The sequence below is a fragment of the Citrobacter sp. wls706 genome, from assembly GCF_005281305.1.
Taxonomy (GTDB): domain Bacteria; phylum Pseudomonadota; class Gammaproteobacteria; order Enterobacterales; family Enterobacteriaceae; genus Citrobacter; species Citrobacter werkmanii.
The window spans coordinates 422860-442367 of the sequence record NZ_SZXG01000032.1 but is presented as its reverse complement, the minus strand read 5'-3'; the positions used below and the strand labels follow the sequence as shown (position 1 = coordinate 442367).

The 19508-nt window shown below is 53.2% G+C and carries 20 protein-coding genes and 1 pseudogene; 7 read left to right on the top strand and 14 right to left on the bottom strand.

The window, feature by feature from the left end; translation table 11 throughout:
• Nucleotides 1-76: 76 nt before the first annotated feature.
• The 5 genes from hemW to FDW92_RS15345 are packed head-to-tail and all read right to left on the bottom strand — an operon-like array spanning nt 77 to nt 3383.
• Nucleotides 77-1213 carry a radical SAM family heme chaperone HemW gene (gene hemW, locus FDW92_RS15365; protein WP_042310949.1) on the bottom strand — a complete coding sequence of 379 codons (1137 nt, stop codon included), beginning with the start codon at nt 1211-1213 and terminating at the stop codon, nt 77-79.
• Nucleotides 1206-1799 (bottom strand): XTP/dITP diphosphatase, encoded by a 594-nt coding sequence (locus FDW92_RS15360; protein WP_038633614.1) that lies wholly within the window; start codon nt 1797-1799, stop codon nt 1206-1208. The genes hemW and FDW92_RS15360 overlap by 8 nt, the downstream gene beginning before the upstream one ends.
• Nucleotides 1800-1806: 7 nt before the next feature.
• Complete coding sequence (gene yggU, locus FDW92_RS15355) at nt 1807-2097, bottom strand: DUF167 family protein YggU (RefSeq protein WP_042310947.1); 291 nt, start codon at nt 2095-2097, stop codon at nt 1807-1809.
• Nucleotides 2094-2660, bottom strand: a complete 567-nt coding sequence (locus FDW92_RS15350; protein WP_038633609.1) for a YggT family protein — start codon at nt 2658-2660, stop codon at nt 2094-2096. The genes yggU and FDW92_RS15350 overlap by 4 nt, the downstream gene beginning before the upstream one ends.
• A gap of 18 nt (nt 2661-2678) precedes the next feature.
• Nucleotides 2679-3383 carry a YggS family pyridoxal phosphate-dependent enzyme gene (locus FDW92_RS15345; protein ID WP_042310945.1) on the bottom strand — a complete coding sequence of 235 codons (705 nt, stop codon included), beginning with the start codon at nt 3381-3383 and terminating at the stop codon, nt 2679-2681.
• A gap of 17 nt (nt 3384-3400) precedes the next feature.
• Between FDW92_RS15345 and FDW92_RS15340 the strand changes: the two genes are divergently transcribed.
• On the top strand, nt 3401-4381 hold the full coding sequence (locus FDW92_RS15340) for a type IV pilus twitching motility protein PilT (RefSeq protein ID WP_042310943.1): 981 nt from the start codon (nt 3401-3403) through the stop codon (nt 4379-4381).
• On the opposite strand, the gene ruvX is transcribed toward FDW92_RS15340, so the two are convergent.
• The 8 genes from ruvX to metK form a co-directional block, all read right to left on the bottom strand.
• A complete protein-coding gene (gene ruvX / locus FDW92_RS15335) occupies nt 4378-4794 on the bottom strand; it encodes a Holliday junction resolvase RuvX (RefSeq protein WP_042310941.1) in 417 nt (138 codons plus the stop codon). The genes FDW92_RS15340 and ruvX overlap by 4 nt on opposite strands.
• Nucleotides 4794-5357: a YqgE/AlgH family protein gene (locus tag FDW92_RS15330; RefSeq protein WP_032940453.1), complete on the bottom strand. Its 564-nt coding sequence runs from the start codon at nt 5355-5357 to the stop codon at nt 4794-4796. The genes ruvX and FDW92_RS15330 overlap by 1 nt, the downstream gene beginning before the upstream one ends.
• A 111-nt stretch (nt 5358-5468) precedes the next feature.
• A complete protein-coding gene (gshB, locus tag FDW92_RS15325) occupies nt 5469-6416 on the bottom strand; it encodes a glutathione synthase (protein WP_042310939.1) in 948 nt (315 codons plus the stop codon).
• 12 nt (nt 6417-6428) lie between these two features.
• Complete coding sequence (gene rsmE / locus FDW92_RS15320; protein ID WP_042310938.1) at nt 6429-7160, bottom strand: 16S rRNA (uracil(1498)-N(3))-methyltransferase; 732 nt, start codon at nt 7158-7160, stop codon at nt 6429-6431.
• Nucleotides 7161-7234: 74 nt separating this feature from the next.
• Nucleotides 7235-7942 carry a deoxyribonuclease I gene (endA, locus tag FDW92_RS15315; RefSeq protein ID WP_042310937.1) on the bottom strand — a complete coding sequence of 236 codons (708 nt, stop codon included), beginning with the start codon at nt 7940-7942 and terminating at the stop codon, nt 7235-7237.
• Between the two features lie 94 nt (nt 7943-8036).
• Nucleotides 8037-8534: a SprT family zinc-dependent metalloprotease gene (locus FDW92_RS15310; RefSeq protein WP_042310936.1), complete on the bottom strand. Its 498-nt coding sequence runs from the start codon at nt 8532-8534 to the stop codon at nt 8037-8039.
• A gap of 78 nt (nt 8535-8612) precedes the next feature.
• Entirely contained in the window at nt 8613-10007 is a 1395-nt protein-coding gene (galP, locus tag FDW92_RS15305) for a galactose/proton symporter (protein ID WP_003027074.1), read from the bottom strand.
• A 403-nt stretch (nt 10008-10410) separates the two neighbouring features.
• Nucleotides 10411-11565: a methionine adenosyltransferase gene (gene metK, locus FDW92_RS15300; protein WP_006686850.1), complete on the bottom strand. Its 1155-nt coding sequence runs from the start codon at nt 11563-11565 to the stop codon at nt 10411-10413.
• Nucleotides 11566-11984: 419 nt separating this feature from the next.
• Here metK and FDW92_RS23310 point away from each other — a divergent pair.
• The 4 genes and pseudogenes from FDW92_RS23310 to speB all read left to right on the top strand — a co-directional run.
• Nucleotides 11985-12086 (top strand): annotated as a pseudogene (locus FDW92_RS23310) (hypothetical protein); the annotation flags it as partial.
• Nucleotides 12087-12344: 258 nt separating this feature from the next.
• Complete coding sequence (gene yqgB / locus FDW92_RS15295) at nt 12345-12476, top strand: acid stress response protein YqgB (protein WP_064507034.1); 132 nt, start codon at nt 12345-12347, stop codon at nt 12474-12476.
• A gap of 8 nt (nt 12477-12484) precedes the next feature.
• Complete coding sequence (gene speA, locus FDW92_RS15290) at nt 12485-14461, top strand: biosynthetic arginine decarboxylase (protein WP_072014782.1); 1977 nt, start codon at nt 12485-12487, stop codon at nt 14459-14461.
• A 142-nt stretch (nt 14462-14603) separates the two neighbouring features.
• Nucleotides 14604-15524: an agmatinase gene (gene speB / locus FDW92_RS15285; protein WP_003027056.1), complete on the top strand. Its 921-nt coding sequence runs from the start codon at nt 14604-14606 to the stop codon at nt 15522-15524.
• Between the two features lie 186 nt (nt 15525-15710).
• Here speB and FDW92_RS15280 read toward each other — a convergent pair whose 3' ends face one another.
• Entirely contained in the window at nt 15711-16469 is a 759-nt protein-coding gene (locus FDW92_RS15280; RefSeq protein WP_042310933.1) for a M48 family metallopeptidase, read from the bottom strand.
• A 279-nt stretch (nt 16470-16748) separates the two neighbouring features.
• Between FDW92_RS15280 and tkt the strand changes: the two genes are divergently transcribed.
• Together tkt and cmtB are read left to right on the top strand one after the other, a co-directional pair.
• Nucleotides 16749-18740: a transketolase gene (tkt, locus tag FDW92_RS15270; protein ID WP_042310931.1), complete on the top strand. Its 1992-nt coding sequence runs from the start codon at nt 16749-16751 to the stop codon at nt 18738-18740.
• Between the two features lie 316 nt (nt 18741-19056).
• On the top strand, nt 19057-19500 hold the full coding sequence (gene cmtB, locus FDW92_RS15265) for a PTS mannitol transporter subunit IIA (protein WP_042310928.1): 444 nt from the start codon (nt 19057-19059) through the stop codon (nt 19498-19500).
• The last annotated feature ends 8 nt before the right edge of the window (nt 19501-19508 follow it).

Below are 19508 nucleotides of genomic sequence, written 5' to 3'. Positions count from 1 at the left end.
CCTGATAAGCGCAGCGCCATCAGGCAATTTGCCGGATGGCGGCTCAAGGCCTTATCCGGCCTACATCGTTACCGTATTACTCCGCCAGAAACAGCTCCAGCAGCGAATTCAAAAACAGCTTACCGTGTTGGGTAATCTGCCAGTATTCATCGCATTCACTCAGGTAACCCTGGGCGATAGCTGCATCAATCTGTCGACGAATAACGTCTTCGGCAAGCCCGGTGTATTGCGTGAATTCTGCACGCGGCGCGGCCTCCAGTAACCGGAAACGATTCATAAAGAACTCGAACGGCTTGTCGGCTTCGGCAACATCACGCTGGCTTTCCAGGTAACGTCCTTGCATGTATCCGCGTGGATGCCGCGTTTTGGTGGTGCGCAAAATGCGTCCGTCCGGGAAAGTGATTTTGCCGTGCGCGCCACAGCCAATGCCAAGATAGTCGCCAAAACGCCAGTAATTGAGATTGTGCTGACACTGATAGCCCGGCTTCGCATAGGCTGAGGTTTCGTACTGCTGATACCCCGCTGCAGTCAGCAACTGGTGGCCTTGCTCAAAAATATCCCACAGTGCGTCATCGTCCGGTAGAACCGGCGGACGCGAACCAAATAGCGTGTTGGGTTCGATGGTCAACTGATACCAGGAAAGATGCGGCGGGTTGAGCGCGATGGCCTGCTGCAAATCACTCAATGCTTCTTCCAGCGACTGATCCGGCAGGCCGTGCATCAGATCGAGATTAAAGCTACGTAGCCCCAGACCGCTCGCCAGGTGTGCTGCACGTTTGGCTTCTTCCGGCCCGTGAATACGTCCCAGACGCTTAAGTTTGGCGGCGCTAAAGCTTTGTACGCCAATGGAGATTCGGTTTACGCCTGCGCGTTGATAATCAACGAAGCGATCGGCTTCCACCGTACCAGGATTCGCCTCCATCGTGATTTCTGCATCCGCGGCCAGCTTCAGACGTGCGCGCACGCCGTCGAGCAGCGTTTGCATTGCCGGGCCAGAAAGCAGGCTCGGCGTACCACCACCGATAAAAATGGTCTTTACTTCACGTCCCTGGGCGTGGGCCACCTCAGTATCCAGATCGCTCAGCAGATGCTGCACATAGTCGTCATGAGGAACGTCGCCCTTCAGCGCATGCGAGTTGAAGTCGCAGTACGGGCATTTTTGCACGCACCACGGGATGTGAATATAAAGACTTAGCGGCGGAAGCTTAACCATTACGCAGGGCATCCAGCAGCAACTTCAGCGCCTGTCCGCGGTGAGAAATCGCACTTTTCTCTTCACGGGTCAGTTCAGCCGCCGTTTTCCCTTCAGTCGGCACAAAGAATATCGGGTCGTAGCCAAAGCCACCGTTTCCGGCAGGTTCACGGGTAATAATACCCGGCCAGCTTCCGTGGCAAACTACCGGCGTTGGATCGTCTGCGTGGCGCATATAGACCAGCACGCAGTGGAACTGTGCCTGGCGCTTGTCATCAGGAACATCCTGCAGGGTATGAAGCAGTTTTTCCAGGTTCTGCCTGTCGGTCGCATCTTCGCCGGAATAGCGGGCCGAATAGATGCCTGGCGCGCCGCCAAGGGCGTTCACCGCCAGACCAGAGTCATCAGCAATGGCCGGCAGTCCGGTAATTTGCGCTGCATGACGCGCCTTCAGAATGGCATTCTCAATAAACGTCAGCCCGGTCTCTTCTGCAGAATCAACACCCAGATCCGTTTGGGCAACGACATCAAGACCGAAATCACTCAGAAGAGAGGCGAGTTCACGCACTTTACCGGCATTGCCGGTCGCGAGGACAACTTTTTGCATGGGATACCTAATCAGTTAGCGCCGCAATTTCGGGCGGGATCTGTTGCGGATGAATGATTTTAACCTGTTTGTGACGGCCAAGCTCGCCCTTCTCAATGATGACCTGGCTCTTTGCCACACGGAACTGTTTGCCGAGAAACTTCACCAGATGGCTATTCGCTTGCCCATCCACCGGCGGGGCGGTAATGGCGACTTTAACTTCGTCGCCATGTAAACCCACAATACTGTCACGGCTGGCTTTAGGCTGAATGTAGAGCCGTAAAACCAGACCGTCGTCGCAGGGTGTAACGGCACTCATAGCGCCATCCACAGCCCCGGCAGCAGCATATTGCCTGTCGCCTGTAACACTTCCGCGATACCCATGTTAATCACATAGAGCAGCAGAACCAGAATCATCGGCGAGAAATCGATGCCGCCCATGCCCGGGAGTATACGACGGATAGGACGCAGCAGCGGGTCTGCCAGTTGGATCAGTACATATTCCACAGGGCTACGGCCCTGGCTGACCCAGCTCATAATTGCCATCACCAGCAGTACCCAGAAAATCAGCAGCCCGATGGTCTTGAGGACAATCAGTACGGCAGCGATCCAGATAATCGGCTGGAACGTGACCACCTTAAACAGCACGATTGCTTTGATAAAGCTGAGAACGAGCGCAACTAATGCCGAGGCGCTGTCAATCGGCCCCATCGGGGGAATTACACGGCGTAACGGCCCAATAACAGGCTGAGTGATTTTCACTATAAACTGCGAGAACGGGTTGTAAAAATCGCAGCGAGACCATTGCATCCACACGCGTAGCAGCAGCGCCATGGTATACAGCTCAATTACCGTTGAGAGCAGGAAGGTCAACGTATTCATGGTGTTCCTTAGTTTTCCTTATTTTTTAGTGTAATCACGAGCACCAAAAATGGCAGTGCCAATGCGCACCATCGTGCTACCCGCCGCAATTGCGGCATCCATATCATCAGACATCCCCAGTGAGAGGGTGTCGATGCCTGGGTAGCGTGTTTTCAACCCGGTAAATGCTACAGCCATTTGCTGTGCAACTTCAAACTGCCTTACATAATCTGACTCAGGCGCCGGAATTGCCATCAGACCACGCAGGTTGATACGCGGCAATGCGGCGACTTCAGCGGCCAGTGCATCAAGCTCTGAAAGCAGAATTCCTGACTTACTGTTCTCATCGCTGATATTTATTTGGATCAGCACATTCAGCGGCGGCAGTTCTGCCGGGCGCTGCTCGCTCAGACGGGTGGCGATGCGCAGACGATCAATGGTATGGCACCAGTCAAAGTGCTCAGCGACCAGACGACTTTTGTTGGACTGCAGTGGGCCGATAAAGTGCCACTGCAGATCGTTGACGCCTTTTTCCCGGAAGTAGCGGATTTTATCCACCCCTTCCTGCACATAGTTTTCACCGAAGGCACGCTGCCCTGCGGTAATGGCTTCTTCGATGGCGCTCGCAGGTTTGGTTTTGCTGACTGCAAGCAACATAACTTCTTCTGAAGACCGCCCGCAACGCGTCGCGGCGGCTGAGATTTTGTCCCGGACATGTGCCAGGTTATGCGCGATATCGTTCATTTTCCGAGGATGTTCATATGAATATGGAAGAAATAGTGGCCCTTAGTGTAAAGCATAACGTGTCGGATCTACACCTGTGCAATGCATGGCCTGCGCGCTGGCGCATACGCGGAAATGTCGAAATTGCGCCGTTTACCACGCCTGACGTAGAGACGTTGCTGATGTGCTGGCTCAGCGAGCAACAACAGGTACAGTGGCAGAAACAGGGGCAGATTGATTTTGCTATTGCGCTGGCAGATTCCCGACGTCTGCGCGCCAGCGCATTTGTTCATCAGCAGGGAATCTCTCTGGCGCTAAGGCTGTTGCCGCTTGATTGCCCATGCCTGGATGATCTCCAGACTCCCGCCGCCTTATCAGAGTTGCTGCACAGTGAAAATGGATTGATTCTGGTGACAGGCGCCACCGGCAGCGGTAAATCAACGACCCTGGCGGCGATGGTGTCATATCTTAATCAGCACGTCGCGGGACATATTTTGACGCTGGAAGATCCCATTGAATATCGTTACACCAGCCAGCGTTGTCTCATTCAACAACGGGAGGTAGGCGTACACTGCGCTTCTTTCGCCGCCGGTTTGCGCGGCGCGCTGCGCGAAGATCCTGACGTCATTCTGCTGGGCGAGCTGCGCGATGTGGAAACCATTCGTCTGGCGTTAACGGCTGCGGAAACCGGGCATCTGGTGCTGGCAACGTTACACACGCGAGGGGCGGCGCAGGCCATTGCACGGCTGGTGGATACCTTTCCCGCACAGGAGAAAGATCCGGTGCGTAATCAGCTGGCAGACAGCCTGCGGGCGGTACTTTCGCAAAAGCTGGAACAAGATAAGCAGGGAGGACGCGTGGCGCTATTCGAACTGCTCGTCAACACGCCCGCCGTCGGTAACCTGATCCGTGAAGGGAAAACGCATCAGCTACCCGGCATAATGCAAACCGGGCAACAGACAGGCATGCAGACGTTTACGCAGAGCCAGCAGCAGCGCCAGGCGCAGGGACGGCTTTAGTAGCCCTGCTCGAAATAGCTTTCGAGAATAATAACGGCAGAAGCGGAGTCCACTTTACCTTTATTCAGTGCCCGGTACCCGCCTTGCTCAAACAGGCCGGAGCGGGCTTCGATGGTACTCAAACGCTCATCATGCAACGTCACGGTAACGCCAAAACGACCATGAATACGGTTAGCGAACTTGCGTGCGCGTGCGGTAAGGGGTTGCTCGGTGCCATCCATATTGAGCGGTAAACCGACAATGATTTCGTCCGGCTGCCATTCTTTCAGCAGACGTTCAATCAGATTCCAGTCCGGCGTACCGTCCTGTGCTTTGATCGCGGGCAAGGGTCTCGCGGTACCGGTAATGCGCTGACCAATTGCGACGCCAATGCTTTTTGTACCAAAGTCGAAAGAGAGTAATGTTCCGCTCATCAGGCATGTCCCGCCACGCCAGGCATGGTAAGAATATCTATCCCGATAAGTTTTGCCGCATCACGCCAGCGGTCGGCAATCGGCGTTTTAAACAAGATGTTGAGATCGGCGGGGGCCGTAAGCCAGGCGTTATCCAGCAGTTCTTGTTCCAGCTGGCCTTTTTCCCATGATGAATAGCCTAACGCAACCAGCACCTCAGAGGGTTGCTCCTGCGTACCTAAGGTTTCTAATACATCGCGGGAGGTGGTGATGATGGTGTTATCTGAAATGCGGATACTGGATGCAAAGCGTGACGGCGGGGTATGCAGAATAAATCCACGGTCTTCCGCCAGCGGTCCGCCGAGCATCACCGGTTTATCCAGACGAATAGCCGGATCGCGCGCTTCAGGGGTAATTTTCAGCTTTTCCAGAATCCCTTCAATTTGTAAGTTTTCCAGAGGCTTATTGATGATAATCCCCATTGCTCCGTTCTCATTGTGTTCACAGATATACACCACGGAACGGCGGAAAATCGGATCCTGGAGAGCAGGCATGGCAATAAGAAAGTGATGCTGTAAATTCATTGTCAGAGGTTCTGTTTCCTGGTTCAAAAAAGCAACAGCGCCCAGTATGCGTACAAATACGAGCGCTGTCACTATGAGTATTGGTAGGATCCCTTCTACCGGCGAGTTCTTTTATTTTTGCAAACGCGCCTCAATGGCATCCATCAGCATACCGGTAATCGAAACCGGGAACTCCGCTTCAATTTCACGAATACAGGTTGGGCTGGTAACGTTAATTTCCGTCAGGCGATCGCCAATGATATCCAGACCGACAAAAATTAATCCCTTCGCTTTCAGCGTTGGCCCAATGCGGCGGGCAATTTCCCAGTCGCTGTCGGTTAATGGACGCGGCTCGCCACGGCCACCGGCGGCCAGGTTGCCACGGGTTTCACCGCCCTGCGGAATACGCGCCAGGCAGTACGGAACGGGTTCGCCATCCACAACCAGTACGCGTTTGTCGCCGTCTTTAATCGCTGGCAAATAGTTCTGCGCCATGCAATAGCGGGCACCATGTTCGGTCAACGTTTCGGCAATGACACCGAGGTTCGGGTCACCTTCTTTCACGCGGAAAATAGACGCGCCGCCCATGCCGTCCAGCGGCTTGAGAATGATGTCGCTGTGTTTTTGCCAGAAGGCTTTCAACTGCGCTTTGTTACGGGTGACCAGCGTGTCTGGCGTCAGGTCGGCAAACCATGCGGTGAACAGCTTTTCGTTACAATCGCGCAGGCTCTGCGGTTTGTTGACGATTAACGTCCCTTTTTCTTCTGCACGTTCCAGAATATAGGTCGCGTAAATGAACTCAGTATCAAATGGCGGATCCTTACGCATCAGAATCACATCCAGATCGGCCAGCGGGAGATCCTGCTCACCCTTGAACTCATACCATTTGTCGTAGTTCTGCTCTACGCTCAGAGTCCGCGTACGGGCGCGGGCTTCACCGTTGATCAGATAAAGATCGGCCATCTCCATATAGTGAATTTCGTAACCACGACGTTGTGCTTCCAGCAGCATTGCGAAGCTGGAATCCTTCTTGATGTTGATGCTTGCGATGGGATCCATCACGATGCCGAGCTTGATCATTGTTCTTCTCCGTTAGCCCAGATCGCCAAAACGCACCTGTAGCGCGGTAATGGCGGTGAGCGCAGTTGTCTCAGTACGCAGAACGCGAGGTCCTAACAGAATATCAGTAAACTGATAACGTGCGGTCATGGCAATTTCATCTGCCGACAGTCCACCCTCCGGGCCAATCAGCAAGCGGATGCGCTCTACCGGCAGCGGCAGCGTATTGATGCTGGCGCTGGCGCGAGGATGCAGGTTCAGTTTCAACCCTTCGTCCTGTTCCGCGCACCATGCTTCCAGATCCATTGCCGGGCGAATTTCAGGCACCCGGTTACGACCGCACTGTTCGCAGGCGGCAATGGCGATTTTCTGCCACTGCTGGAGCTTTTTGTTCAGGCGTTCACTATCCAGTTTAACGCCGCAGCGCTCAGAAAAAAGTGGCGTAATGAGGCTTACACCCAGTTCGATCGATTTCTGGATAGTAAATTCCATTTTTTCGCCGCGCGACATCACCTGGCCCAGGTGGATGTGCAACGGCGATTCACGATCGTCGAGTTCGGCGTTAAGCACCTTCACGTCCACGCTTTTCTTGCTTGCGTGAGTGATTTCGGCGTCAAACACCTGGTTGCTACCGTCAAACAGCTGTAGCGCCTGGCCAGGTCCCATACGCAGCACACGGCCGATATGGTTGGCGGCATCTTCACATAGTGAAATTTGGCTGCCGGAAACGAGTGGCTCAGGGTGATAAATGCGAGGAATGCGCATAGTTAAACATCCGCGTCATGGCCCTGGGCTGCGAAAGGCCAGGGCATGGTTAAAAATATTGCCGCTAGTGTAGGTTAGCTCTTTTGCGCCTGGCAAGCGCGTTGCACATAGGGGTTATGGTTCCCCTGTACCTTCGCAATGCGTTCGTCACGCTCACACTCCCAGTCGGTAACCGGATATTGCTTGTTCCAGGCATTAAAAAGCTGGGTTTGTTGGCGGGAGAGCGTCAGGTCGTACTGGTCACGCATGTAAAAATAGGTGCGTGCGATAGCGCCGCGGGCGCGGGCTGGCGGCTCGGCAACTTTCTCTTTGAAATCAACCTTCATGGCGCACTGTCCATACTGTCCTTCGCCACCGTTCCACTGGCTGTACATAAAGTTTGCGCGATCGCCATTCACTTCACCCACTGCAGGCTGCAGGTTATGCATATCGCTTTCCATCTGGCGATAGACCGGATCTTTGGCGCAGTTTTTACGCCCTCCGTCCTGCCAGCACTGGCGCTGATGACCAAACTGCCAGGCGGGAACAACGTGTTCCCATTCGATACGACTGGCGCGGTTTTCGTTTTTTCGCACTTTATAGCCGCAGGATTCAAGGTCAACGACCCCTTTTTTACCTTGCCAGTTAATTTTGCAACCACAGTAGAAATCTCCCGGCGCATCGGCGTTAACTTTGACGCCTGCTGCTTTCGCCTGAGAAAAACTGTTGATACCTTCGGCTAACACCGGGCCAGAAAACGCAGCGGCTAACATGGCCGCGGCAAAAGAAAGATTACGGTACATCACGAACTCCGTGTCAAAACGAGCCCGCAACGTAGCGAAAGTTGTTCTTGTATGCAATCAGCTAGATCAGAAAGGTTCCTGATAATTCTGAATATTATTCTGCAATCAGTGGTTCGCCGCAATGGACGCAGCGGTAGGTGGCCTCACCGCGCACAACGCGGTTATGGCGGCGAACGGTCAAGTGATGTTCCTGGCACTTACAGCGGTAAGCAAAGGTTTTACGCTGAACGGATTGCAGTTCAAACTGATGCGTGCGTCGGGCCGGGACGCCCAGCACACTCTCCATCATCCATTTCCACTCTTTTCCGTGCGGCGGGACGCGGCCAAAGTGCTTCCACACCAGCAAATGTGCTAGTTCATGGGGGACCACTTCGTTAACGAACGCATCGACGTTTTCCATCAGCAACACCGGGTTGAGGCGGATTTCGTAAGTTTGTAGCCACGCCGTGCCCGCGGCGGTGCCGCGCTGTTGGTAAACAAGCTTTGGCTCCGGGTAATGACGTTCCAGCTTGAGATTGGCCTGGGCGAGTTTTTCCCGCAGGCTGCGCATAACGGCTTGCTGGATGGCGATGGGAAGTCGGGAGGTTTTCATAACGCAAGAGGATAGTGCGACAGGGAAGGGACTGCAAGAGGAAGGCTCCCTCCCGCCCGGGGAGGAAGCCTTGAGTGATTAGTCGTGTGCGCCAATTTCGCGCAGTTTACGACCTTTCATCAGGTTACGTTCAATGTGTTCCAGAGAGACGTTTTTCGTTTCCGGGATTAGCCACAGAGTCAGGAAGATGAACAGTACGTTCAGACCGCCGTAGACCCAGAAGGTGTTAGCGCTGCCCAGAGAGTTCAGCATCGTCAGGAAGGTTGCGCCAACGATCATGTTAGCAATCCAGTTGGTTGCGGTAGAGCAGGTGATGCCGAAATCGCGACCTTTCAGCGGCTGAATTTCAGAACACAGTACCCAAATCAGCGGACCGGCGCTCATCGCGAAGCCAACGATAAACATCAGCAGCATCAGCACGGCAAAGTACTGGGCGGCCGCGGAGTGGATACCTACATGCATCATAGTGCCCAGCACGCCCATACCCACCGCCATGACGATAAAGCCAAGAATCAGCGTAGGTTTACGGCCCCAGCGGTCAACCAGGCCAATGGCGATAAAGGTTGCCAGTACGTTGGTCAGGCCAACGATAACCGTTCCCCACATCTGCTCGGTGGTGTTGGTATAACCCGCCAGTTCAAAGATTTTTGGCGCGTAATACATAATGACGTTCATCCCGGTGAACTGCTGCATCACCTGTAACAGCACGCCAAGGAACACTGCGCGACGGAAGTTGCTGTTTTCTTTAAACAGCGCCCAGCCACTTTGTTTAACCTGCAGACTCTCACGAATTTCATCCAGCTCGCGTTTGGCCTCGGCGCTGGTATCACGCAGACGCAACAGAACGCGCTCTGCATCGACAAAACGACGTTTAGCTGCAAACCAACGTGGGCTGTCCGGCAGGAAGATAACGCCAACCAGCAGTAACAGAGCAGGGATAATGATTACGCCCAGCATCCAGCGCCATGCGCCGCTATAACTGAATGCGGTATCGGAGAGGTAAGCGCCGAGGATCCCGATGGTGATCATCAACTGATACATCGAGATCATGCTGCCGCGAATTTTTTCCGGTGCTATTTCGGACAGGTACAGCGGCGCAGTATAAGACGCAACACCAACGGCCAGGCCCAGCAGCACGCGGGAAACCAGCAGCACTTCAACGTTTGGCGCGGCGGCGGAGAACAATGAACCGGCAACAAACAGGATTGCGCCAATCATCAGGCTCTTTTTACGCCCCAGTTTGAAGGAGAGCCAGCCGCTGCCAACAGCGCCTACAGCCGCACCAAACATCATGGAGCTCACCACCCATTCCTGAGTGTGCGGGGTAATTTGAAACTCGTCGGTGATGAACGGTAAAGCACCGGCAATAACACCGATATCCAGGCCAAAAAGTAATCCAGCCAGGGCTGCAAGAAAGCAGACAAAAAATGTCATGGCTTTGTTGGAACGCCCCGTTTTTTTATTGTCAGGCATGATGCCCTCCGGTTGGGTAGCTAGTTTTGTTGATGTTAAGGGTAGGTGAGTACGGGGTAAAAAAATGCGAATTACATCACATTAGTGTAATCGCTTACACTGGCATTCATTGCGTTTATCATTTATTTAATTGAAAAATAACGTTTTTTATAAGGGTGCGATAAAGCTGGTTGCCTGAAATTAAGACAATGCTGAAAGATAATGTAACAATGATGCACAAGAGATGGCCTGGATATGTTAATTCAAAGTGGGTGGAAACACTGTTTGATGTAATCGCTTTCATTTTCGTTCGAAAAGAGGATTGCGAGGCTGTTCTGGTAATGGTAGGTAGAAAGAAAATGTGCATAAAAAAAGACCAGCCGGGGCTGGTCTTAGGAAGTATACGCGTTCAGTCGTGGGTGAATTACTTCAGCCCGGCAGCGTCACGCAGCAGTTGCGCTTTGTCGGTTTTTTCCCAAGGGAAATGCTCGCGACCAAAGTGACCATAGGCTGCGGTTTCTTTGTAGATTGGGTGCAACAGATCCAGCATCTGAATCAGACCATACGGGCGCAGGTCAAAGAACTCACGCACCAGCAGGGTCAGCTGTTCTGAAGGCACTTTTTCGGTACCGAACGTTTCAACCATGATAGAGGTCGGTTCAGCCACGCCGATGGCGTAGGAAACCTGAATCTCACAACGGTCGGCCAGACCAGCGGCAACGATGTTTTTCGCGACGTAGCGCGCCGCATAGGCTGCGGAACGGTCAACTTTAGACGGATCCTTACCAGAGAATGCGCCGCCACCGTGACGAGCCATGCCGCCGTAGGTATCAACGATAATCTTACGACCCGTCAGACCGCAATCGCCCATTGGGCCGCCGATAACGAAACGACCGGTTGGGTTGATGAAGAATTTGGTAGAAGCATTCAGCCATTCAGTCGGCAGCACCGGTTTGATGATTTCTTCCATAACGGCTTCTTGCAGCGATTTCTGGTCGATATCTTCAGAGTGCTGAGTTGACAGAACAACCGCATCAATACCGACGATTTTGCCGTCGTCATACTGGAAGGTGACCTGGCTTTTTGCATCCGGACGCAGCCAGGATAAGGTGCCGTTTTTACGCACTTCAGCCTGACGCTGCACCAGACGGTGAGCATAGGTAATTGGCGCTGGCATCAGCACGTCGGTTTCGTTGGTGGCGTAGCCAAACATCAGGCCCTGGTCGCCCGCGCCCTGTTCCAGCGGATCGGCACGGTCAACGCCCTGGTTGATGTCCGGAGACTGTTTACCAATTGCGCTCAGTACCGCACAAGAGTTGGCGTCAAAACCCATGTCGGAATGCACATAGCCAATTTCGCGCACCGTGTTACGGGTGATCTCTTCGATATCGACCCATGCGCTGGTGGTGATCTCACCGCCAACTAAAACCATACCGGTTTTGACGTAGGTTTCGCAGGCAACGCGTGCTTTCGGATCCTGTTCCAGGATTGCATCCAGCACGGCATCAGAGATTTGGTCAGCGATTTTGTCAGGATGCCCTTCTGATACGGACTCGGACGTAAAAAGGTGTTTTGCCATATTTAATTTCACCTAAGGAGAATTTGGTTAGCTCAAACTGTCGAGTGGGATAGCCATGTGTAGAAGATTCTACCATGAGTCTGCAGATGACGGACACTGGCAGTCTGAGTGTTAATCGGTATAGATGGATTAACATCTGGACGGCTATTTTAGGACAGTTCTTCGCCTGATTTCCAGCTTTTTTTGAGTAAGGTCTCATTGTACTGAAAATGTAACTGGAAATTTTTCCTGACGGTGCTGGCAATGTGCGTATTTATCTTTTGCTTTTTGACTTTCTTATCGGTATAAAACGCGGCGCGCGGCTCATACAAAAAGCACACGACATTTTCATCGTGTTGCCACTTCCAGCCGGGTTAAAACTTTAGCTTTGGCTTGTGGGTTCGTTCCGTAAGGAGCAACCGTGGAGGTGATACGAGATAATGAACCGTTGTATTCTGCTGAATCTGTCGCACCGTTCTGGTGTACATATGTCCCCCGCAATCTGCATCTCTGCTTTGCATACCTGTCGATGTTATATACACAAAATCATTCATGTTGCGTCGAGGCGGCAAGTGAATGAGTCCCCTGAACGTACGAGTAGTACGTGACTGGGGCGAATGAGCGTAGCCAACAAAGAGGCTGCATGAAGGATGAAGTGTATACCCATCTCGGCGTATCTCAGGACTCAAGAGCCGGTAACGGTCACTAAGAACTGAACAAGGGCGCTCTTGGTAAACAAGAGTTTTCTCGTGGTTTCGCCGAACCGTCAGCAGTACGTTCGGTTACGTGTTTACAATGATATGAAAAAGAAACCGGTCGCACAGTCGGAGCGTCAGCACTATCTGCTGGAAATTCTGCCTGTATTTGGGTTGTTATCGCGTCTTTGGATTGCGATAGTAGTCAACTGTTTTACACTTGTTAATAAAATTTGAGGTTCGCTATGTCTGACGACATTTCTTTGGGTTCGCCTTCGTCAGCAGGCGAACACGGTGTACTACGCTCCATGCAGGAGGTTGCAATGAGTTCCGAGGAAGCCAGCAAGATGCTGCGTACTTACAATATTGCCTGGTGGGGTAATAACTACTATGACGTCAATGAACTGGGTCACATCAGCGTGTGCCCGGATCCGGACGTACCAGAAGCGCGCGTTGACCTTGCTGAGTTGGTGAAAGCCCGTGAAGCACAGGGCCAGCGTCTGCCTGCATTGTTCTGCTTCCCGCAGATCCTGCAACACCGACTGCGTTCGATTAACGCCGCGTTCAAACGCGCCCGCGAATCCTACGGCTACAACGGTGATTATTTCCTCGTTTACCCGATCAAGGTTAACCAACACCGTCGCGTGATTGAATCACTGATCCACTCCGGCGAACCGCTGGGGCTGGAAGCGGGTTCCAAGGCTGAACTGATGGCCGTTCTGGCCCATGCCGGAATGACCCGTAGCGTGATCGTCTGTAACGGCTATAAAGACCGTGAATACATCCGTCTGGCGCTGATTGGCGAGAAGATGGGCCATAAGGTCTATCTGGTTATCGAGAAGATGTCTGAAATCGCCATCGTGCTGGATGAAGCTGAACGCCTGAATGTCGTTCCGCGTCTGGGCGTGCGTGCGCGTCTGGCGTCACAGGGTTCCGGCAAGTGGCAGTCCTCCGGTGGTGAAAAATCCAAATTCGGCCTGGCGGCAAACCAGGTACTGCAACTGGTAGAAATTCTGCGCGAGCGCGGCCGTCTGGACAGCATTCAACTGCTGCACTTCCACCTCGGCTCGCAGATGGCGAACATTCGCGATATCGCCACCGGTGTGCGTGAGTCGGCCCGTTTCTACGTCGAGCTGCACAAGCTGGGCGTGAATATTCAGTGCTTCGATGTGGGCGGCGGCCTGGGCGTGGACTATGAAGGTACCCGTTCGCAATCCGACTGCTCCGTAAACTACGGCCTGAACGAATACGCCAACAACATTATCTGGGCGATTGGCGACGCTTGTGAAGAACATGGTCTGCCGCACCCAACGGTGATCACTGAATCGGGTCGTGCCGTTACCGCGCACCATACCGTGCTGGTTTCCAATATCATTGGCGTTGAGCGTAGCGAAATTACCGAAGCGACGCCTCCGGCAGACAACGCGCCGCGCTCCCTGCAAAGCATGTGGGAAACCTGGCAAGAGATGCACGAGCCGGGCACGCGCCGTTCGCTGCGTGAATGGCTGCACGACAGCCAGATGGACCTGCACGATATTCACGTTGGATACTCCTCTGGCACCTTTAGTCTGCAGGAACGCGCGTGGGCGGAGCAGCTCTATCTGAACATGTGCCATAATGTGCAAAAACAACTCGATCCGAGCAACCGCGCGCACCGCCCGATTATCGACGAGCTGCAGGAGCGGATGGCGGATAAGATTTACGTCAACTTCTCACTGTTCCAGTCAATGCCTGATGCGTGGGGGATCGATCAACTGTTCCCGGTGCTGCCGCTGGAAGGGCTGAACCAGGCGCCTGAGCGCCGCGCGGTGCTGCTGGATATTACCTGTGACTCTGATGGCGCTATCGACCATTACGTTGACGGGGATGGTATTGCCACCACTATGCCGATGCCGGAATACGACCCGGAGAACCCGCCGATGCTGGGCTTCTTTATGGTTGGCGCGTATCAGGAGATCCTCGGCAACATGCACAACCTGTTCGGCGATACCGAAGCGGTTGACGTGTTTGTCTTCCCTGATGGCAGCGTGGAAGTGGAATTGTCTGACGAAGGTGATACTGTGGCGGATATGCTGCAGTACGTGCAGTTGGATCCGAAAACGCTGCTGACGCAGTTCCGTGATCAGGTGAAAAACACCGATCTGGACGCCGAGTTGCAACAACAGTTCCTCGAAGAATTTGAAGCGGGTCTGTACGGATACACCTATCTGGAAGACGAGTAAAGCTGTGCGGGTTCGCTTGAATCCGTACAAATTAACGGCGATAATTCGCCAAAACAAGTAGTCACGTAAATCAATCCCTTCCTCGTCGGGCTTAACGACGCGGAGGGGATTTTTTTTCATCGATTTTTAAAGAGGTCAGTACATGAGCACCTTAGGTCATCAATACGACAACTCCCTGGTTTCTAACGCCTTTGGTTTTTTGCGTCTGCCGATGAATTTCATGCCATACGACAGCGACGCCGATTGGGTGATTACTGGCGTGCCGTTTGATATGGCAACGTCCGGTCGTGCTGGCGGCCGTCATGGTCCGGCGGCGATCCGTCAGGTATCCACCAACCTGGCGTGGGAGCACAACCGCTTCCCGTGGAACTTCGATATGCGCGAGCGCCTGAACGTCGTGGACTGCGGCGATCTGGTTTATGCTTTCGGTGATGCCCGTGAAATGAGTGAGAAACTGCAGGCACACGCAGAGAAACTTCTTTCTGCGGGTAAGCGCATGCTCTCCTTTGGTGGCGACCACTTCGTCACGTTACCGCTGCTGCGCGCGCACGCTAAGCACTTTGGTAAAATGGCGTTGGTGCATTTCGATGCCCACACTGATACCTACGCTAACGGTTGCGAATTCGACCACGGCACCATGTTCTATACTGCGCCGAACGAAGGGCTGATCGACCCGAACCACTCGGTGCAGATTGGTATCCGTACCGAGTTCGACAAAGACAATGGTTTCACCGTGCTGGACGCCTGCCAGGTGAACGATCGCAGCGTGGACGACATCATCGCCCAGGTTAAGCAGATCGTCGGCGATATGCCGGTGTACCTGACCTTTGATATCGACTGCCTGGATCCTGCGTTTGCGCCAGGGACCGGCACGCCGGTGATCGGCGGCCTGACCTCCGATCGCGCGATCAAGCTGGTACGGGGTCTGAAAGATCTGAACATCGTCGGGATGGACGTGGTGGAAGTGGCGCCGGCTTACGATCAGTCTGAGATCACCGCACTGGCGGCGGCGACGTTAGCGTTAGAAATGCTGTATATCCAGGCGGCGAAGAAAGGCGAATAATAGTCGGACTATTTTACTCGTCATTTTGGGTCCGGGCAGTGCTCGCCATCCTCACGTACTACGTGTACGCTCCGGTGGCTGTGCTCTGGCCGGGCCCAAACTGACTTCGCCAATTACGTCCGATAATGGGATGAAATCTGTAGGCCGGATAAGGCATTCACGCCGCCATCCGGCACTGTTTGAAGATTACTTAATTCCGTCTGCGCTCATGCGATCGCGAATATGCTGCGCACGTTCTGCGGATGCCGGGTGATCGTCAAACATGGAGCTTTGACGTCCGGCTTCCAGTTTTGCCAGTTTCTCAAAGCTGGTTGCCAAACCTGACGGATTGATCCCGCGTTTGCGCAACAAATCATACGAGTAATCATCCGCTTCGGATTCCTGACGCTGGGAGAACTGCGAGTTCACCAGTTTCTCGCCAAGATCGCCCAATTGCGACTGCGACAGGCTGCCGACAATGCCGCCAGCGGAGGCCGCCGCTGCACGCACGGCGTTCGTGCCCAGCGCAACCTGCATGCCTTTTTTCACGTGACCCAACGCGACGTGGCCCATTTCGTGGCCGATCACCGCTTCGACTTCGTTATCCGTCATCATATCCATCAGGCCGCTGTATACGCGGATACAGCCGTTCGCCATGGCAAAGGCATTCACGTCTTTCGCCATATAGACTTTGTAGTTCACCGGCTGGCCGTTAATGTTATCGCCAAGCGCGGAGGCGATTTTGCCAAGACGCGTTGCATACTCGCTGCCAGCCGGGGCGATGGTAGCTTTGCTGTCCATATCCTTACAGGCCTGATCGCTCAGCGCTTTCACCTGAGTATCGCTCAGACTGTAGGCCTGAAAAGCCTCTGCGCCTGAGGAAAGCAGTCCGTTTGAGTCCATGTTCTGGCAGCCGGTCAATGCCGTCGCCATGCTCGTAGCAAGCAGTAAAGCGCGAATTTTCATTTTTTCTCTTCCGCACAAAGTCAGGATTATTCTAAAAAATGCGTCGTTTGCAGGTAAACCGACGCTCGGCATAAGTATAAAGAAAAGAACAATAAGCGGGCGAGAAGATTGCGCAACATGCGTGCATGATCCAGAGATTTCTGAAGCGGTAAAAGGATGCTCCATGTACATGACACGCGGCTTAGGTTACATTGTTGGCACTTTTTTCTGGCGTAGCCCAAAACGCGCTGTCGTCAAGTCGTTTAGGGCGTGGCCTTCATTATCCGATCTGGAGTCAAAATGTCCTCACGTAAAGAGCTTGCCAATGCTATTCGTGCGCTGAGCATGGACGCAGTACAGAAAGCCAAATCCGGTCACCCGGGTGCCCCGATGGGTATGGCTGACATTGCCGAAGTCCTGTGGCGTGATTTCCTGAACCACAATCCGCAGAACCCGTCCTGGGCTGACCGTGACCGCTTCGTGCTGTCTAACGGCCACGGCTCCATGCTGATTTATAGCCTGCTGCACCTCACCGGTTATGACCTGCCGATGTCCGAGCTGCAGAACTTCCGTCAGTTGCATTCCAAAACGCCGGGTCACCCGGAAGTGGGTTACACCGCGGGTGTTGAAACCACGACCGGTCCTCTGGGCCAGGGTATTGCGAACGCAGTCGGTATGGCTATCGCTGAAAAAACGCTGGCGGCGCAGTTTAACCGCCCAGGTCACGACATCGTTGACCATTTCACCTACGCTTTCATGGGCGACGGCTGCATGATGGAAGGTATCTCTCACGAGGTATGTTCTCTGGCTGGTACGCTGAAGCTGGGCAAACTGGTTGCGTTCTACGATGACAACGGCATCTCTATCGATGGTCACGTTGAAGGCTGGTTCACCGATGACACCGCTAAGCGTTTCGAAGCTTACGGTTGGCACGTGGTTCGTGGCGTTGATGGTCACGATGCTGACGCGATTAAACGCGCAGTTGAAGAAGCGCGCGCAGTGACCGACAAACCGTCTCTGCTGATGTGCAAAACTATTATCGGTTTCGGTTCTCCGAACAAAGCGGGTACTCACGACTCTCACGGTGCGCCGTTGGGCGATGCTGAAATCGCACTGACCCGTGAACAGCTGGGCTGGAAATACGCGCCGTTCGAAATCCCGTCTGAAATCTATGCTCAGTGGGATGCGAAAGAAGCAGGCCAGGCAAAAGAAGCTGCGTGGAACGAGAAGTTCGCTGCATATGCGAAAGCCTTCCCGCAGGAAGCGGCTGAGTTCACCCGTCGTATGAAAGGTGACATGCCGGCTGATTTCGACGCGAAAGCGAACGAGTTCATTGCGAAGCTGCAGGCGAACCCATCCAAGATCGCCAGCCGTAAAGCGTCTCAGAACGCGATTGAAGCATTCGGTCCTCTGCTGCCGGAATTCCTTGGCGGCTCTGCTGACCTGGCACCTTCTAACCTGACTCTGTGGTCTGGTTCTAAAGCGATCAACGAAGATACCGCTGGTAACTACATCCATTACGGTGTGCGTGAATTCGGTATGACCGCTATCGCTAACGGTATCTCCCTGCACGGTGGTTTCCTGCCGTACACCTCTACCTTCCTGATGTTCGTAGAATATGCCCGTAACGCGGTGCGTATGGCTGCGCTGATGAAACAGCGTCAGGTGATGGTCTACACCCACGACTCCATCGGTCTGGGCGAAGACGGCCCGACTCACCAGCCGGTAGAGCAGGTGGCTTCTTTGCGCGTGACGCCGAACATGAGCACATGGCGTCCGTGTGACCAGGTTGAATCCGCCGTGGCGTGGAAATACGGTGTTGAGCGTCAGGATGGCCCGACCGCCCTGATCCTCTCCCGTCAGAACCTGGCACAGCAGGAACGTACCGAAGAGCAGCTGGCGAACATCGCTCGCGGCGGCTACGTGCTGAAAGATTGCGCTGGTCAGCCAGAACTGATCTTCATCGCGACTGGTTCTGAAGTTGAGCTGGCTGTGGCTGCGTGGGACAAACTGACTGCTGAAGGCGTGAAGGCGCGCGTGGTTTCCATGCCGTCCACCGACGCATTCGACAAGCAGGATGCCGCTTACCGTGAGTCCGTACTGCCAAAAGCTGTCTCTGCACGTGTTGCTGTGGAAGCGGGTATCGCTGACTACTGGTTCAAATACGTGGGTCTGAACGGCGCTATCGTTGGTATGACTACCTTCGGTGAATCTGCTCCGGCAGAGCTGCTGTTCGAAGAGTTCGGCTTCACCGTCGACAACGTTGTCGCGAAAGCAAAAGAACTGCTGTAATTACGGTTACAGATGAAAACGGGTCGCTTAGGCGGCCCGTTTTTTTAGTAATAATATGTTTGTTTATTTCTTCGCAATGATTAATTGTAGATCTTTGTCACAAAGATGACATTTAGTGATGTTGTGAATATGCAATGCATGTCACATAATTGCTATTGCTTTTTATTTATCTATAAATAACTTTTTGTTTTTAAAGGGTTTATGAAAATGCAGTTTGCACTGCATGGCTTTTCTCCCTCGATTGATTTCGCTTTGCCGCACGAGTATTTTATTTTTAACGCTAACTCGTACCCTAAAAATAAAATAAGGAAAATGTATGCGGCTAATTGATTACTTTCCAGAGTCATCTATCTCAATAAAAAATTCAGCAAGGAACTGGCAGGAGGCAATAGATTTTTCTATGTCATCCTTGCTGGCTAACCATTATGTTAATTCAGATTATGTTCAGGCCATTAAGGATTCAACAATCAGCAATGGTCCTTATTATATTTTGGCTCCTGGCGTTGCGATGCCGCACGCTCGACCAGAATGTGGTGCGTTAAAAACCGGGATGTCGTTAACGCTTCTCAAACAGGAAGTAAAGTTTGCCGATGATGACGACGGTATAAAATTATTAATCGGGTTATCGGCAGCGAATGCCGATTCACACATTGGCGCTATCCAGGCCTTAAGCGAATTATTATGTGAAGAGGAAGCATTAACCGCTTTATTAACGGCTAAATCAGAAAAACAACTGGCGGATATTATCGCCCACGCATAATTCACAGC

Excerpts from the sequence above, each read along its gene's own strand:
- yqgB (WP_064507034.1), top strand. The coding sequence starts at position 12,345 with ATGAAAAAGAAACCGGTCGCACAGTCGGAGCGTCAGCACTATCTGCTG.
- hemW (WP_042310949.1), bottom strand. The coding sequence starts at position 1,213 with ATGGTTAAGCTTCCGCCGCTAAGTCTTTATATTCACATCCCGTGGTGC.
- tkt (WP_042310931.1), top strand. The coding sequence starts at position 16,749 with ATGTCCTCACGTAAAGAGCTTGCCAATGCTATTCGTGCGCTGAGCATG.
- speA (WP_072014782.1), top strand. The coding sequence starts at position 12,485 with ATGTCTGACGACATTTCTTTGGGTTCGCCTTCGTCAGCAGGCGAACAC.
- metK (WP_006686850.1), bottom strand. The coding sequence starts at position 11,565 with ATGGCAAAACACCTTTTTACGTCCGAGTCCGTATCAGAAGGGCATCCT.
- FDW92_RS15360 (WP_038633614.1), bottom strand. The coding sequence starts at position 1,799 with ATGCAAAAAGTTGTCCTCGCGACCGGCAATGCCGGTAAAGTGCGTGAA.
- FDW92_RS15345 (WP_042310945.1), bottom strand. The coding sequence starts at position 3,383 with ATGAACGATATCGCGCATAACCTGGCACATGTCCGGGACAAAATCTCA.
- cmtB (WP_042310928.1), top strand. The coding sequence starts at position 19,057 with ATGCGGCTAATTGATTACTTTCCAGAGTCATCTATCTCAATAAAAAAT.
- FDW92_RS15280 (WP_042310933.1), bottom strand. The coding sequence starts at position 16,469 with ATGAAAATTCGCGCTTTACTGCTTGCTACGAGCATGGCGACGGCATTG.
- endA (WP_042310937.1), bottom strand. The coding sequence starts at position 7,942 with ATGTACCGTAATCTTTCTTTTGCCGCGGCCATGTTAGCCGCTGCGTTT.
- galP (WP_003027074.1), bottom strand. The coding sequence starts at position 10,007 with ATGCCTGACAATAAAAAAACGGGGCGTTCCAACAAAGCCATGACATTT.
- FDW92_RS15350 (WP_038633609.1), bottom strand. The coding sequence starts at position 2,660 with ATGAATACGTTGACCTTCCTGCTCTCAACGGTAATTGAGCTGTATACC.
- ruvX (WP_042310941.1), bottom strand. The coding sequence starts at position 4,794 with ATGAGCGGAACATTACTCTCTTTCGACTTTGGTACAAAAAGCATTGGC.
- speB (WP_003027056.1), top strand. The coding sequence starts at position 14,604 with ATGAGCACCTTAGGTCATCAATACGACAACTCCCTGGTTTCTAACGCC.
- FDW92_RS15330 (WP_032940453.1), bottom strand. The coding sequence starts at position 5,357 with ATGAATTTACAGCATCACTTTCTTATTGCCATGCCTGCTCTCCAGGAT.
- gshB (WP_042310939.1), bottom strand. The coding sequence starts at position 6,416 with ATGATCAAGCTCGGCATCGTGATGGATCCCATCGCAAGCATCAACATC.
- yggU (WP_042310947.1), bottom strand. The coding sequence starts at position 2,097 with ATGAGTGCCGTTACACCCTGCGACGACGGTCTGGTTTTACGGCTCTAC.
- FDW92_RS15310 (WP_042310936.1), bottom strand. The coding sequence starts at position 8,534 with ATGAAAACCTCCCGACTTCCCATCGCCATCCAGCAAGCCGTTATGCGC.
- rsmE (WP_042310938.1), bottom strand. The coding sequence starts at position 7,160 with ATGCGCATTCCTCGCATTTATCACCCTGAGCCACTCGTTTCCGGCAGC.
- FDW92_RS15340 (WP_042310943.1), top strand. The coding sequence starts at position 3,401 with ATGAATATGGAAGAAATAGTGGCCCTTAGTGTAAAGCATAACGTGTCG.